Genomic DNA, 14700 nt, shown 5'->3' with positions numbered 1-14700 from the left:
TATAGCAACATTTAAGACATGTACTTTTTCTTTTTCCTTAGAAAGTAGTGATTCTAGCTCTTTTATTCGTTGTTCTGGAGTATTCTTTTGTGACATAGATGGTAATTCTTTCCAATCTAAGATACTATGTTTTCGCATCCAAACCAAAACAGTGCTTCTACCTTGAATTCCATACTTTTTTTGAGCTTGTTTATAGGTTAACTCGCCTTTTTCTACTTCGGCAACTACTTGTAATTTAAAAGCTAGGCTGTAATCTCGTTGACTACGTTTTTGTCTTTGCGGGGATTGTGATTCCATAAATTAAGTTGTTTGAGTGACAACCTATTTCAGGACGGGACATAATATTAAAAAAAAGCTTCTCGATTGAGAAGCTTTTTTGTTTAAAATCTATAACCTAATGTTATTCCGCCACGTCCTACTATTTCATTATCAGTATCGTTACTATTAAATAAGTTTCTACCAACACCTGCATTTATTTCAAAAAGAAATCCTTTTTTATTAATCCATTTAGAACCCAGACCAAAACCAAGCGCAAAATCGGTTCTGTTTTCGATGTTTGAATTATATGAATTGTATGGATCGGATGAATTATTGTTATAAACATAGCTATCATAAGAATTCAGCATCCCAAAACCTTCCACAAAAAAACCAGCCGCCGGTTTTTTACTGAAATAAAAACGATAGAATGGAGTCAGGCTAAATTTGGTGTAAAATTGATCATCATAATTAAAAAATAATGATACTCCAACTCCGGATTCTTCGTTAAGTAATCGCTCGTAAGTGAATTCACCTGCGCCTATCACCAATAAAAGTGCATTTCCTTTTAATTCATTTCTTTTAAAATCGATTGTTTCTTTTTCTTGGCTAAAACCAAATAAAGAAGAAGTTAAGCAAATTAATACAAATAGTTTTTTCATAGTGTTGGTTTTTTTATAAAAGTAAGATAAATTTGTAAAAAAAGTATTTTTTACGTTTAATTTTTTGCTGGCTAATTTGCACAGAGTAATAATCAATCAATACCGTTAATTTTTATGTCAGCAATAAAATAAGTCGCAGCTTTTCTATTGGAAATTTTTTGTGATAATAACGTGATGTTTTTTAGGTATGGTTTACTAAATGAAATTTATTTTAAACTGGTTTGAAAATAAAAAATAACGCTCTTTATCGGATATATTTGCACTTCATCTTAATGTGTGAACATTTGTTTAAAACATATTAACAACTTGAAGGGAAAAATGGTTAAATGCTTATTTTTAGAATGTTGAATAAGAGTTTTTTGTTTAATATTTCATGCTTTCACATAATTAATTTCCCAAGACCACAATAGTAATTTAATGATCTGAAGTATGTTTTGCTTTGAATATCAGATTTAATGCCTAATAATTCCAGGAGAAGCCATTGATGAATTACTCGTACATTATTATTGACGACAATCAAGAAGGTGTTTTAAAAACAAAAGGCATTGCTGATAGTTTTTCAGAGCTTACTTTTGTGGCGTCTGCAAATAATTACACTGATGGACTAAATCTTATTTTAGAACATACTCCTCTAATAGTTTTTCTCGAAATTGATCCTGATAATACAGCCAGTAATTTGTCTTTGGCACTTATCAATGAATTGCACAGGTATTTAAAAGTTATCCCAAAAATTATTATTACAACCAGCAATAAAGATTTAGCCTTTCATGCTATAAAATATGAGGTTTTCGATTATTTTATAAAGCCACTGCTAAGAATCGATTTAGTAAAATTGATATTAAAATTAAATAAGTCAAAAGTTGAAAGTGAAGTCGATTTGAATGAACCTATAATTTTTGATGAAAAACCAACGTTCCTCCCACAACCCCAAACGATAAATCATGGCCAATCGTTGACATTGTGTATTAAGTCTTATGGAGATTATCGTTATATTGATGCAACAGACATTTGTTATCTGCGGGCGGATAATAATTCAACAGATATCTATCTAAACAATGGAGAAATGATAACTGCTTTTAAAACATTGAAACATTTTGAAGGAGCATTGTCGTATCCATTTATAAGAATTCATAATAGTTACATTGTGAACCGTAATTATATTTCCAGAATTCATAGCGGAAACGCTCTCTGTTATATTAAAAATAGTACGGAAAAACTTCCTTTTTCTAAATCATACAAGATCAATATCGATCTTATTATCTCCGAATTTGCTAGCGGAAATTATTTAGAAATATAAAATCAGCTATGTACTCAAATTTGATATTCATCCACTATCAAACGGATGCATTCTACCATAAACGTCTTTTTTTGTAGGAAAAAATCAAGTTGCCTGTGTAGTTTTACAGAAGAATCACATATCAATTGTGCTTCCAAATAAGATAAATCAAAACAACAACATAAAAAACCCAAATTATGAAAAAAGCAATTTTATCAATCGGATTATTCTCTTTAGTAATGGTATTAACTTCTTTTACAACGCCGGAAACTGATCCTGTAGTAACAATAGATAATAACGGTAATGTAGAATTAGTTGGGAATACATCAGCTGGAGGTAATAAAAAAGTAGACTTAGTTGGGAATACATCAGCTGGAGGTAATAAAAAAGTAGACTTAGTTGGAAATACATCAGCTGGAGGAAATAAAAAAGTTGATTAATTAAATTATACTTTCTCAAATTATATATTTTAGCTATCAAATCTTTGATAGCTTTTTTTTATTTCAAATTTTTTAGTATTTTTGAATAAAGTCCAAAATTGCTATTGAAAAATTTTTACAATATATTATTCTTCTTTTTATTATTTTTTAGTTGTAATAAAAAAAACGATGTAAATCTAGATGTAAATCCATCAATAGATAGTCTTTCCATTTATTTTTCGTTAGCAAACGACTTTAATTTATCACAAAGCCATAGAAAAAAATTTAATCAGAAAGCATACGCCATTATTATTAAACAACCTAATGATTCATTGAATCGTATAAATCTTTTTAAAATTGCCAACCGTTATTATAACATGGATAATTTGAAAGAATATAAAAAAACGGTGCAAGTAATATTAAAAAATTCAGAAAACACAAAGGATACTATCAATATTATAAAAGCATTTACATATTTAGGGGATTATTATGCATCACAGGGAATTTCTGACACAGCATTTATATATTACTTTAGGGCGGAAAAAATTTATTTAAAGGATTATGACGGTTATAATGTAGCCAAAACCCGCCTAAATAAAGCTCTATTAAAGTATAATGAAAGTGATTTTCTAGGGAGTGAAATAGAGGTTTTTAAGGCTCTTAGCGCAATTAAAGGAAAAGAAGCGAATGACGTTATCTATGAGTCCTATAATCTTTTAGGGGTGATAAATAGTCAGTTAGACGAGCATAATAAATCTCTAGTATTTCATACTAAGGCGTTAGCTAATATTGATGAAAAAGTCATTCCTTCAGTTTTCCAATCTAGAGCGACTTCTTTAAATAATATCGGATTTGTATATCAAAACTTGAATAAACATAAAGAGGCTAAGCTTTATTTTAAACAAGGCTTAGAGCAAAAAAACTTAATTGCAGATAAGCCTTCATTATATGCCATGTTATTGGATAATCTAGCTTATTCCGAATTTAAATTAAAAGAGTGGGATCAACTTCCTAAGCTTTTTTATCAATCCTTGAAATTGAGAGATAGTTTGCGATTGACAGCGGGAATTATCACTAATAAAATACATTTATCCGAATATTTTGCTTTTAAAAAGGATACTGTAAAAGCAATACAGTTCTCGAAAGAAGCGCTGCAAACTGCCCGAAGTTCTAAAAATTATCGTAATGCTTTAGCTCCTCTTAAGCAGTTGGCCATTATAGAGCCTCAAAAAGCAGCTGAATACACCAAACAATACATCCATATCAACGACAGTCTCCAAAAAGCAGAGCGAAAAATGGGCGAGAAATTTTCTCGAATCGAATATGAAACAGATAAAATAATAGATGAAAACTCTGATTTAGAAACCAAAAACCGCAATCTGTTATTTGGTTTTAGTGCCTTAACGATGTTAGGCCTGTCGTTATTTGTAATCAAATCCCAAAAAGCAAAAAACAGAGAATTGTTATTCAAGCAGCAACAGCAGATTGCCAATGAAGAGATTTATAATTTAATGATTTCACAACAAAACACAATCGAAATAAATAGGATTAAGGAGAAAAAGCGGGTGGCACGCGAATTGCACGATGGAGTATTGGGTAGAATGTTTGGAGTACGAATTAACTTAGATAGTTTAAATAAAGTTGTTGATGAGACTGCTATTGAAAAAAGAAACAACTATTTAACAGAATTAAAAAATATTGAGCAGGATATTCGTGAGATTTCCCATGATCTGAATAGAGAAAAATCAGAATTAATTAATAACTTCGTTGCGATTGTTGATAATTTATTTGAAGACCAAAAAAAGACTTATAAATCAAAACTCATTTCTAATATTGATTCTGCGATAAAATGGGAATTGGTGAGTAACTCGGTAAAAATTAATTTATATCGTATTTTGCAGGAAGCACTCCAAAATATTAATAAATATGCCAATGCAAATACCATTAAAATAGAACTGAAAAAAGAAGCGGACCACTTAATTTTAAAAATCACCGATGATGGCATTGGTTTTAATGTGAAAACAGCCAAAAAAGGAATTGGCCTCCAAAACATACTTTTTCGAGCCAAGGAATGCGATGGAATGTTTGACATCAAATCGACAAAAGGTGAGGGAACAATCATTACCGTTACAGCCCAATAGAATAGAAAATAAACCTACAACTTACACAAAAAATGGCGATTAATTCAGTTGATACATTAACAACGAAGAATAAAATTTTAATAGTTGACGACCATCCTTTCATTATTGAAGGTTACAAAAATGCAATTACCAGATATAATCCGGATGAATTTGAGTTTTTTATAACAAAAGCTAAAGATTGTCAATCTGCTTACCAGATTATTACAAATCCAGATATTCCCGCATTTGACATTGCTTTTTTGGATATTAGCATGCCTCCTTTTGAAGAAAAAAATATTTATTCTGGGGAGGATTTAGCGAAACTATTATCTGAATATATGCCAAACTGCAAAATCATTTTGCTAACCATGTACACAGAATTGTTGAAGATTAAAACAATTATCAATACGATAAACCCAAGTGGACTGGTTATAAAAAATGATTTAACATTTGACGAATTACTTTTTGCTTTTGATAAAGTTATTAAAGACGAAAAGTATTACAGTCAATCGGTTCTAAAAATGTTATCCCAATCGGAGGAAGATGCAATCGAAATCGATCAATTTGATAAACAAATTTTGTTTCATTTATCAAAAGGTACTAAGTTGAATACGATTCCTCAATATATTCCAATTTCTTTGGGTGCAATAGAACAAAGAAAATTAAAACTAAAAGAATTATTAAAAATAGAAGACGGCAGTGATATTGACTTAATTCGAGAAGCTAAAAACAAAGGTTTACTTTTTTAAATTTCTTAAACAGAAAAACGACACTTAAGAGGTGTCGTTTTTTGTTGGTTTAATGTGTGCTTTATTCACTCAAAGCATCCCAACCGCGAGCTTTTAACGCAATTTTGGTGTTGGCACGAGTAACTAAATGAATCCCTTCGCTTTCTTGTGTCATGTGACCAATAATAGTGAAATTTGGATTGCCTTTGATTTTTTCAAAATCCTCCATAGCAATAGTGAAAAGCAATTCATAATCTTCCCCGCCGTTTATCGCAACGGTTGTACTGTCGATATTGAATTCTTCACACACATTAATAAATTGTGGATCTATTGGTAATTTGTCCTCATATAAATTACAACCTACTTTGGACTGTTTGCACAAATGCATAATTTCCGATGATAGTCCATCCGAGATATCAATCATTGAAGTTGGTTTTATTTCTAAAGCGTGCAATAAAGTACGAACATCTTTTCTGGCTTCTGGCTTCAACTGACGTTCAATTAAGTACGTGTATGCATCTAGATCAGGCTGTGAATTTGGGTTCACCTTAAAAACTTGCTTTTCTCTTTCTAAAACTTGCAGTCCCATGTAAGCAGCTCCAATATCTCCGGTAACTACTAATAAATCAGTTTGTTTTGCGCCATTTCTATAAACGATTTCTTCTTCGTTAGCTTCGCCAATAGCAGTAATACTAATGATTAATCCTTTTTGAGATGAAGTCGTATCACCGCCTATAACATCTACATTATATTCATGAGCTGCATGCGTAATTCCTGCAAACAATTCGTCTAAAGCTTCTAAAGGAAAACGATTTGACACCGCAACTGAAACCGTGATTTGAGTTGGCTTGGCATTCATCGCGCATATGTCCGAAACATTGACCACGACTGCTTTATAGCCTAAATGTTTTAGCGGCATGTATGCCAAATCAAAATGGACGCCTTCAATGAGTAAATCGGTAGAGATAACCACCTTTTTATCTTTGAAATCCAAAACGGCTGCGTCATCCCCAATTCCCTTTAAAGTAGAAGACTGGTTGATTTCAAAGTTTTTTGTCAAATGGTCTATCAATCCAAATTCTCCTAATTGGGCAATACTGGTGCGTTGTGGGTTTTTATCTTCAATCATTTTTTTTCTTGTTTTCAGATTGCAAATATACAAAGAAATATTCGCCTTGATTTGTACCAATTTTATGAATTTTATCCGACCTTTAATTTAGTTAAATCGGACAAAATGAAATCATTTGATATCGTTACTATAACAGTCAACCCAGCTTTGGATAAAAGCACCCACTTTAAAGGCTTGGTTGCGGAACAGAAAATACGCTGTGATGAACCACGCTTGGATGCCGGTGGCGGTGGAATAAACGTGTCGAAGGCAATCTCGCGTTTAGGAGGAACTTCGCTAGCAGTATTTACTTCTGGTGGACCTACAGGTAAAATGCTTGAGGAATTGGTTAGTAAAGAATCGATAGCATATAAAGCAGTTGAGGTTCAGAGTTGGACTAGAGAAAGTTTTGTTGCTGTGGATGACAATACCAATTCCCAATATCGATTCGGATTTACTGGAGGAAAAATTTCGGAGGAAGAAAGCAACAGTATATTAGAAACCATAACTGCTTTAAGCCCAAAATTTTTGTTAGCCAGCGGGAGTTTAAATCAAGGCTTGTCAACGGATTTTTATCGAAAAATTGCAGAAATCGCCAAAAAATCAAATGCAAAGTTAATTATAGATACATCAGGCGAAGCATTAAAAAAAGCGCTAGAAGTTGGTGTTTATATGATTAAACCTAATGTTGGTGAACTCGCAAAATTAATAGGCGTGGAGCGATTGGAACTGGAAGAAGTAAACGAAGCCGCAAAACAAATCATTACTATTGGTGGCGCCGAAATTGTTGTCGTTTCTCTCGGGCCACAGGGCGCCGTTTTGGTTACAAAAGATTCTTGTCAGTTTGTTCCTGCTCCCAATGTAGCCAAAAAAAGTACCGTTGGTGCTGGAGACAGTATGGTGGGTGGGATAGTTTGGGCGCTTTCGCAAAATAAAAGTCTTAAAGAAGTTATCCGTTGGGGAGTGGCTTGCGGCTCGGCAGCAACAATGAATGAAGGAACTCAATTGTTTAAATATGAAGATGCTAAACGATTATTTGATTGGTTGAAGGATAAATAAAAACAAAAAAACCTGATAATTTTTACATCGTCAGGTTTCATTTATAATTTAAAATTGCTTCACCAGTTTGCTTTTCTCTGGTCAGAATTTACTATAATTTTTAGTCATTCAATTTCAAAACCGCCATAAACGCTTCTTGTGGAATCTCAACATTTCCAACTAGTCTCATTCGTTTTTTACCTTTTTTCTGTTTTTCCAATAATTTACGTTTACGGGAAATATCTCCACCATAACATTTCGCGGTAACGTCTTTACGCAATGCTTTTATTGTTTCGCGAGAAATCACTTTTACCCCAATCGCCGCTTGAACAGGAATATCGAATTGCTGACGTGGAATTAATTCTTTTAGTTTTTCACACATTTTTTTTCCAATAGAATACGCATTATCGGCATGCATCAAGGATGATAAAGCATCAACAATGGTAGCGTTCAACAGAATGTCCACTTTAACCAAATTAGAAGTTCGCAATCCAATTGGCGTATAATCAAACGAGGCATATCCTTTAGAAACGGTTTTCAAACGGTCATAAAAGTCAAATACAATCTCTGCCAAAGGCATGTCAAAAGTCAACTCTACACGTTCTGTAGTCAAATACGTCTGATTGGTAATCAAACCACGTTTTTCGATACACAAACTCATTACATTTCCAACGTAATCAGATTTAGTAATGATAGTTGCCTTAATAAAAGGTTCCTCCACATGGTCTAAACGAGAAGGCTCCGGCAAGTCCGAAGGATTATTTACAATAAGTGGTGTTGTAGGATCTTTTTTGGTGTAAGCTAGATACGAAACATTGGGAACGGTAGTAATAACAGTCATATTAAACTCTCTCTCCAAACGCTCTTGGATAATCTCCATGTGCAACATTCCTAAGAAACCGCAACGGAAACCAAATCCCAAAGCTGCAGAACTTTCCGGTAAAAACACCAATGAAGCATCATTCAACTGTAGTTTTTCCATAGAGTTTCTCAACTCCTCATAATCTTCGGTATCCACAGGATAAATACCCGCAAAAACCATTGGTTTCACATCTTCAAAACCTTTAATTATATTCGTTGTTGGCGTTTTTGCATCCGTCAACGTATCTCCTACTTTTACTTCTTTTGCTTCTTTAATTCCAGAAATTAAGTACCCAACATCACCTGCTGAAATCACTTGTTTTGGAACTTGGTTTAATTTTAAAGTACCAATCTCATCGGCAAAATATTCATTTCCGGTAGCCATGAATTTTATCTTCTGACCTTTTTTAATCTGTCCGTTTTTTACACGAAAAATAACTTCAATTCCTCGAAACGGATTGTAATGCGAGTCAAAAATTAATGCTTGTAACGGCTCGTCAATACTTCCTGATGGAGGCGGAATTTTTTCTATAATTGCTGCCAGAATATTTTCTACACCAAAACCCGTTTTACCTGAAGCGTGAATAATATCCTCCAATTTACAGCCAAGTAAATCAATAATATCATCACTTACTTCCTCCGGATTGGCACTTGGTAAATCCACTTTATTCAAAACTGGAATAATCTCCAAGTCATTCTCCAAAGCCAAATATAAATTCGAAATCGTTTGTGCCTGAATACTTTGCGCTGCATCTACAATCAAAAGTGCGCCTTCACAAGCTGCAATCGAACGAGAAACCTCGTACGAAAAGTCCACGTGTCCGGGAGTGTCAATTAAATTCAGGATGTATTCTTGCCCTTTATAGGTGTATTCCATCTGAATCGCGTGACTCTTTATGGTAATCCCACGCTCGCGCTCCAAGTCCATGTTATCCAGCAATTGCGCTTTTTCTTCACGAGCAGTAACAGTTTGTGTAGCACCTAATAATCGGTCAGCAAGCGTACTTTTCCCGTGATCAATATGTGCAATAATGCAAAAATTACGTATGTGTTTCATATCTTATGGTATTGTTTTTTGAAAATATGAAATGCATAACATATCATCTTCTTTTTTCTATTTATCCAAGGCTTTCTAAACCCTGCTTTGAGTTTGCAAATATAAAGCAAACTTTTCACAATTTCTTTAAATATTTTGCCGTCCAAAAGAAGGTTTTTATAAGAATACAAAAATGTTAAATAGCTGTTTTACAATTATTATTAGCTGTACTTTTGTTCGAATAAAAGAAAGAAAACGGTATTGTGGATTACGATAAAATCAAAGAAAAATTAGAAATTCTGGCAGATGCAGCAAAATATGATGTGTCGTGTTCCTCAAGTGGCGGGAATCGAAAAAACACCAATAAAGGACTTGGCGATTCATCGGCTTCGGGAATTTGTCATACTTATACAGAAGATGGACGATGTGTTTCCTTGCTGAAAATATTACTGACCAATTTTTGTATTTACGATTGTGCTTATTGTGTCACTCGAAAAAGTAATGACATTCAGCGAGCCGCTTTTACTGTAGAAGAAGTGGTTGATTTAACCATCAATTTTTACAGAAGAAATTATATTGAAGGTCTTTTTTTAAGTTCAGGAATTTTTAAAAATGCCGATTACACCATGGAACGTCTGGTTCGTGTGGCCAAAAAATTAAGATTGGAACACAATTTTAATGGCTATATCCACCTGAAAAGTATTCCTGGGGCTTCTGATGAAATAATGCGCGAGGCCGGATTATACGCAGATAGGTTGAGTATGAATTTAGAAATTCCTACTGAATCTGGATTAAAATTATTGGCGCCAGATAAAAATCATCAGGACATGATTAAGCCGATGCGTTTTGTAAAAAATGAACTCATTCAATACAAGGAAGAAAAGAAAAAATTTAAAAGCACGCCAAAATTTGCTCCAGCTGGACAAAGTACACAAGTAATTGTTGGGGCAACGCAAGAAAATGATTTTCAAATCATTCAGGTTGCCGATCATTTTTACAATAATTTTAACCTAAAACGAGTCTATTATTCTGGTTATGTTCCAGTTTCCAATGACGCACGATTGCCAGCCATTGGTGCTCAAGTTCCGTTGGTACGTGAAAACAGATTGTATCAAGCCGATTGGCTCATGCGTTTTTACGGGTTTAAAGCCAATGAAATTCTGGAAAAAAATAATCCATTTCTCGATTTAGAAGTCGATCCAAAAATGGGATGGGCTCTTCGGAACATCACTCAATTTCCAGTAATTATTCAAAATGCACCGCTTGAAATGATTCTTCGTGTTCCGGGTATAGGAGTAAAATCGGCACATAAAATTGTTCATGCCAGACGATTCCAAAATCTTACGATGGAACATCTTAAAAAAATAGGTGTATCGATAAACCGAGCAAAATATTTCATATCCGTAAGCAACGAAAATACCCATTTAAAATTTTTGAATGCCCTGAATTTAAAGGAAATTATTCTCAGTGATATGAAATCAAAATTTGAGAAACCGTTTGATAATCAATTATCATTACTCAATGACACAACTTTCCTACGATAATACTTTTGAGGGTTTATTTACTGCAATTTTTGAAATCTTTGAATTCAAATATCCAAACCCAAAAATCAGTAAAAAAGACGATCTACAGCACAATTTATTCGCTGAAAAAATAGAAATCATTACCGATATTTCTAAATCCGATCGGGTTATTAAAAAGCTCAACGCACAAATTGGTAATGATGGTGTTCGCTGTGTTATTTATGCCTTTCTGTCTGAAAAAATTGGTGTTGAAGATGTGATTTTTGATGTCATAAATTATGCGGTTCAAAATCCTTCTATAAATATTATGAAGGATTTTGCAAATGAAAGTGTGTTGCAAATTTCTCAACTAACCAAAAATGTGGGGCGCGAAAAGCACCGAATGGAAGCATTCATTAGATTCGAGCAATTGAAAGACGGCATTTATTTTGCCAAAATTGATCCCGATTTCGATGTTTTGACCTTGATTATCAGGCATTTTAAAAATCGTTATCAAGATCAAAAATGGATTATTTATGATTTACGACGTAAATATGGTGTGTATTACGATTTAAAAGAGGTCGAAATTGTGATGATGGATTTAGACATTAAATCATTAGACGATAAAAACAATCAAGTTTTTTCGGACACAGAAATTAATTATCAGAAACTGTGGTGGGAATATTTTGACCATACCAGCATAAAAGAACGAAAAAACACCAAGCTTCACGTACAGCATGTTCCAAAACGCTATTGGAAATACCTAACCGAAAAGAAAATGTTTTAGACTTACAAACATTTCCGTATTTTTGCAAAAAAAATTCCCTTGATAAAAATCGGCAACATAGAATTACCAGATTTCCCGCTACTTCTTGCACCTATGGAAGATGTGAGCGATCCTCCGTTTCGTAGATTGTGTAAAATGCATGGTGCCGATATGATGTATTCAGAATTTATTTCTTCTGAAGGATTGATTCGTGACGCTATCAAAAGCCGAATGAAATTAGACATCTTCGATTACGAACGTCCAGTTGGAATCCAGATTTTTGGAGGGGACGAGGAAGCCATGGCAATGTCGTCTAAAATTGTTTCTACTGTAAACCCGGATATAATTGATATTAATTTTGGCTGCCCTGTCAAAAAAGTCGTTTGTAAAGGTGCTGGCGCCGGAGTTCTTAAAGATGTCGATTTGATGATTCGTCTGACTAAGGCTGTTATTAACAGTACTCATTTGCCAGTAACGGTAAAAACCCGATTGGGTTGGGACGATAATTCCATCAATATCGATGAGGTTGCAGAGCGTCTGCAAGATATTGGTGTTGCTGCTTTAAGCATACACGCGAGAACACGTGCCCAAATGTATAAAGGGCATTCCGATTGGTCTCACATCGCTAGAGTAAAAAATAATCCCAGAATCACGATGCCTATTTTTGGTAATGGCGATATTGATTCTCCGGAAAAAGCATTACAATATAAAAATGAATACGGTATTGACGGAATTATGATTGGTCGCGCTGCGATTGGTTATCCTTGGATTTTTGACGAAATCAAACATTACTTCAAAACTGGGGATCATTTGCCAAAACCCACCGTGATCGATAGAGTAGAAGCAGTGCGAAATCATCTCACTTGGGCAATGGAATGGAAAGGTGAACGACTAGGAATTGTAGAAACGCGCCCTCATTATACCAATTATTTCAAAGGAATTCATTCTTTTAAAACGCACAAGCAACAATTGGTAACCCTAGACCGACCGGAAGAGTTGTTCGCCGCTTTGAATGAAATCGAAGAAACGTATGCGGGATATGAGGTTGTTTAGCTAATTAATTTAAACACGAATTCCACTAATTTGCACAAAATGATTCGTGTAAATTGGTGGAATTCGTGTTTTATTTTAAATGGGAAATCTTATTCCAATAACTTTTTACTCACGCGGCTACTCGCAATCAGCGAAGCAATAAAACCAAGCGTAACAATTGTTCCCATAACAATTAGTACATTTTCAAGAGAAAAAATCACGGGATACGCCAGTGTAGGAGTAATCATAATAAGTTGAAAATATTCTTGCAGCAAAACAATTATTATTCCTAAAACTAAGCCAATAATTCCACCAAAAACACTTAATAAAGTACCTTGAAGCAGGAATATTTTTCGCAAATCTTTGATTTCAGTTCCCAGATTAAAAAGGGTTTTTAGGTTTCCTTTTTTGTCTAAAATCATCATAATTAACGCGCCAATCAAGTTGAATAGCGCCACAACAATCACCAAAGTAAAGATTAAATACACGGCAATATTCTCGGTATTCAACATTTTATAAAGCGATTCGTTGAGTTGCGCCCTATTTTTTACGGTGATTTTATTGTTGAAAATAGTTTGAAGTTCGGCTGTAATTGCATTTTCGTTAGCATCGATCTTCGTCTTGATTTCAATCCCGGAAACTTGATTGGTTTTGTATTCCAATAATTCTTGCGCTAAACCTAAATCGGCAAAAACGTATTTCGAATCTAAATCTTCGCTGATGGCGTAAATCCCAACAGGAATTAGATCCGTTTTATTAAAAGCTTGTTCTGGATTTTCAATAGCGCCTTTTCCGGGTCTTGGAACTAAAACTTCCAACTGACGATTAAAATCCAATAATCCCATCGAAAATTTCTGAGCAATTCCGTAACCCACAACCACCTGATACGTATCTGGCTCAAGCCATAGTCCATTGAAAAGTTTTGTTTCAATAGCATTTACTTTGCTAAAATTAGCATCAACACCTTTTAAGTACGTAACTTCTTGTTTTCCGTCAAAAGTGAATAAAACACGTTCTTCAATAATTTTAGTATACGAAGCTAATCCATCAATTTTCTTAATTTGGCTTTCCTGACCTGGAGCAATTAAAAAGGATTTTCCTAAAGTGCTGCTTATTTTCAGGTCGGGATCAATGTCATTTGTAAACGAAAGACTAAAAACTTTTAACCCGCTAAAAACAGATAAAACCACAAACAACGCCATTGCACCAACAATAATTCCTAAACTGGCAATACGATTGATGATATTGATAGCATTATTTTTACTATTGCTAAGAATGTAGCGCTTGGCTATGTATAGAGGGAAATTCAAATTTTATTGAAATCGGCGTTTGTCCAAAAGATCTCTGTTTTCTATAGGATTGTCTCTGTTTGCTAACGCATTGTCAATTTTTTCAATATAGTCCAAAGAGTCGTCAATAAAGAAAACCAAATTTGGAACTTTTCTTAATTGCAAACGAACGCGTTGCGATAAATCATGTTTTATATTTTTGGCATTGGACTTCACCGCCTCTAAAATTTCTTTGGCTTTGTCCTGAGGAAAAACGCTTAAATGCACTGTAGCCACTGATAAATCTGTAGTAACCGTAACCTTGGATACCGAAATGACTAAATTTGCCACTCCGTTTTTTCTCACTTCACCTTGCAGAATATCAACCAAATCTTTTTGGATCACCCCGCCTATTTTTTTCTGTCTATTTGTTTCCATGCTGCAAAAATACTACTTTTAAGTTTTATCCTGAAGTTTCGGGACAAATTTTAAAAGTAACCTATTAATACACGTATTTTTAGGAGCTATTTCCTGCTGTTCACTCTATCTTTTTATAAGGTGATGAAAAATCACCTTATAAAAAGGATGCCGTTTCCATCAGGGCTAGGCGATTTGGGAAATATGGACGC

14 protein-coding genes are annotated in these 14700 nt (G+C 34.0%); 8 read left to right on the top strand and 6 right to left on the bottom strand.

The features are described from left to right. Nucleotides 1–297, bottom strand: a 297-nt coding sequence (locus tag BMZ76_RS16210) for a helix-turn-helix domain-containing protein (RefSeq protein ID WP_244281812.1), incomplete at its 3' end; no start/stop codon positions are given. 83 nt (nt 298–380) lie between these two features. Next, nucleotides 381–917 (bottom strand): DUF3575 domain-containing protein, encoded by a 537-nt coding sequence (locus BMZ76_RS12665; protein ID WP_091207242.1) that lies wholly within the window; start codon nt 915–917, stop codon nt 381–383. A 484-nt stretch (nt 918–1401) separates the two neighbouring features. Between BMZ76_RS12665 and BMZ76_RS12660 the strand changes: the two genes are divergently transcribed. The 4 genes from BMZ76_RS12660 to BMZ76_RS12645 all read left to right on the top strand — a co-directional run bounded on the left by BMZ76_RS12660 (nt 1402) and on the right by BMZ76_RS12645 (nt 5481). Then, nucleotides 1402–2214, top strand: coding sequence for a LytR/AlgR family response regulator transcription factor (locus tag BMZ76_RS12660; RefSeq protein ID WP_091207216.1), 813 nt, complete (start codon nt 1402–1404; stop codon nt 2212–2214). 176 nt (nt 2215–2390) lie between these two features. Continuing rightward, nucleotides 2391–2633: a 3-oxoacyl-ACP reductase gene (locus BMZ76_RS12655; RefSeq protein WP_091207213.1), complete on the top strand. Its 243-nt coding sequence runs from the start codon at nt 2391–2393 to the stop codon at nt 2631–2633. 104 nt (nt 2634–2737) lie between these two features. Then, a complete protein-coding gene (locus BMZ76_RS12650) occupies nt 2738–4753 on the top strand; it encodes a tetratricopeptide repeat-containing sensor histidine kinase (protein ID WP_244281811.1) in 2016 nt (671 codons plus the stop codon). Nucleotides 4754–4785: 32 nt separating this feature from the next. Beyond that, nucleotides 4786–5481, top strand: a complete 696-nt coding sequence (locus BMZ76_RS12645) for a response regulator (protein WP_091207208.1) — start codon at nt 4786–4788, stop codon at nt 5479–5481. A gap of 61 nt (nt 5482–5542) precedes the next feature. Here BMZ76_RS12645 and thiL read toward each other — a convergent pair whose 3' ends face one another. Then, nucleotides 5543–6589, bottom strand: coding sequence for a thiamine-phosphate kinase (gene thiL / locus BMZ76_RS12640; protein WP_091207204.1), 1047 nt, complete (start codon nt 6587–6589; stop codon nt 5543–5545). Nucleotides 6590–6694: 105 nt separating this feature from the next. Between thiL and BMZ76_RS12635 the strand changes: the two genes are divergently transcribed. After that, nucleotides 6695–7627 carry a 1-phosphofructokinase family hexose kinase gene (locus tag BMZ76_RS12635; protein ID WP_091207236.1) on the top strand — a complete coding sequence of 311 codons (933 nt, stop codon included), beginning with the start codon at nt 6695–6697 and terminating at the stop codon, nt 7625–7627. 100 nt (nt 7628–7727) lie between these two features. Here the strand turns inward: BMZ76_RS12635 and lepA are convergent, their stop codons facing one another. Then, nucleotides 7728–9524 carry a translation elongation factor 4 gene (lepA, locus tag BMZ76_RS12630; protein WP_091207200.1) on the bottom strand — a complete coding sequence of 599 codons (1797 nt, stop codon included), beginning with the start codon at nt 9522–9524 and terminating at the stop codon, nt 7728–7730. A gap of 242 nt (nt 9525–9766) precedes the next feature. Between lepA and BMZ76_RS12625 the strand changes: the two genes are divergently transcribed. The 3 genes from BMZ76_RS12625 to dusB are packed head-to-tail and all read left to right on the top strand — an operon-like array spanning nt 9767 to nt 12824. Beyond that, nucleotides 9767–11047: a putative DNA modification/repair radical SAM protein gene (locus BMZ76_RS12625; protein WP_091207197.1), complete on the top strand. Its 1281-nt coding sequence runs from the start codon at nt 9767–9769 to the stop codon at nt 11045–11047. Continuing rightward, entirely contained in the window at nt 11025–11792 is a 768-nt protein-coding gene (locus BMZ76_RS12620) for a TIGR03915 family putative DNA repair protein (protein ID WP_091207194.1), read from the top strand. The genes BMZ76_RS12625 and BMZ76_RS12620 overlap by 23 nt, the downstream gene beginning before the upstream one ends. A 39-nt stretch (nt 11793–11831) precedes the next feature. After that, nucleotides 11832–12824 (top strand): tRNA dihydrouridine synthase DusB, encoded by a 993-nt coding sequence (gene dusB / locus BMZ76_RS12615; RefSeq protein ID WP_091207191.1) that lies wholly within the window; start codon nt 11832–11834, stop codon nt 12822–12824. Between the two features lie 89 nt (nt 12825–12913). On the opposite strand, the gene BMZ76_RS12610 is transcribed toward dusB, so the two are convergent. After that, nucleotides 12914–14113: an ABC transporter permease gene (locus tag BMZ76_RS12610; RefSeq protein ID WP_091207186.1), complete on the bottom strand. Its 1200-nt coding sequence runs from the start codon at nt 14111–14113 to the stop codon at nt 12914–12916. Nucleotides 14114–14116: 3 nt separating this feature from the next. Next, entirely contained in the window at nt 14117–14509 is a 393-nt protein-coding gene (gene rbfA, locus BMZ76_RS12605) for a 30S ribosome-binding factor RbfA (protein WP_035669309.1), read from the bottom strand. Nucleotides 14510–14700 lie beyond the last annotated feature (191 nt).

Origin of the sequence: Flavobacterium xueshanense (assembly GCF_900112975.1) — a bacterium.
GTDB lineage: Bacteria > Bacteroidota > Bacteroidia > Flavobacteriales > Flavobacteriaceae > Flavobacterium > Flavobacterium xueshanense.
The sequence above is the reverse complement of the archived record's forward strand: the minus strand, read 5'-3'. Positions and strand labels throughout refer to the sequence as shown.

Coding starts and splice junctions, on each gene's coding strand:
- BMZ76_RS12665 (WP_091207242.1), bottom strand. CDS start 917: ATGAAAAAACTATTTGTATTAATTTGCTTAACTTCTTCTTTATTTGGT.
- BMZ76_RS12660 (WP_091207216.1), top strand. CDS start 1,402: ATGAATTACTCGTACATTATTATTGACGACAATCAAGAAGGTGTTTTA.
- BMZ76_RS12655 (WP_091207213.1), top strand. CDS start 2,391: ATGAAAAAAGCAATTTTATCAATCGGATTATTCTCTTTAGTAATGGTA.
- BMZ76_RS12645 (WP_091207208.1), top strand. CDS start 4,786: ATGGCGATTAATTCAGTTGATACATTAACAACGAAGAATAAAATTTTA.
- thiL (WP_091207204.1), bottom strand. CDS start 6,589: ATGATTGAAGATAAAAACCCACAACGCACCAGTATTGCCCAATTAGGA.
- BMZ76_RS12635 (WP_091207236.1), top strand. CDS start 6,695: ATGAAATCATTTGATATCGTTACTATAACAGTCAACCCAGCTTTGGAT.
- lepA (WP_091207200.1), bottom strand. CDS start 9,524: ATGAAACACATACGTAATTTTTGCATTATTGCACATATTGATCACGGG.
- BMZ76_RS12620 (WP_091207194.1), top strand. CDS start 11,025: ATGACACAACTTTCCTACGATAATACTTTTGAGGGTTTATTTACTGCA.
- rbfA (WP_035669309.1), bottom strand. CDS start 14,509: ATGGAAACAAATAGACAGAAAAAAATAGGCGGGGTGATCCAAAAAGAT.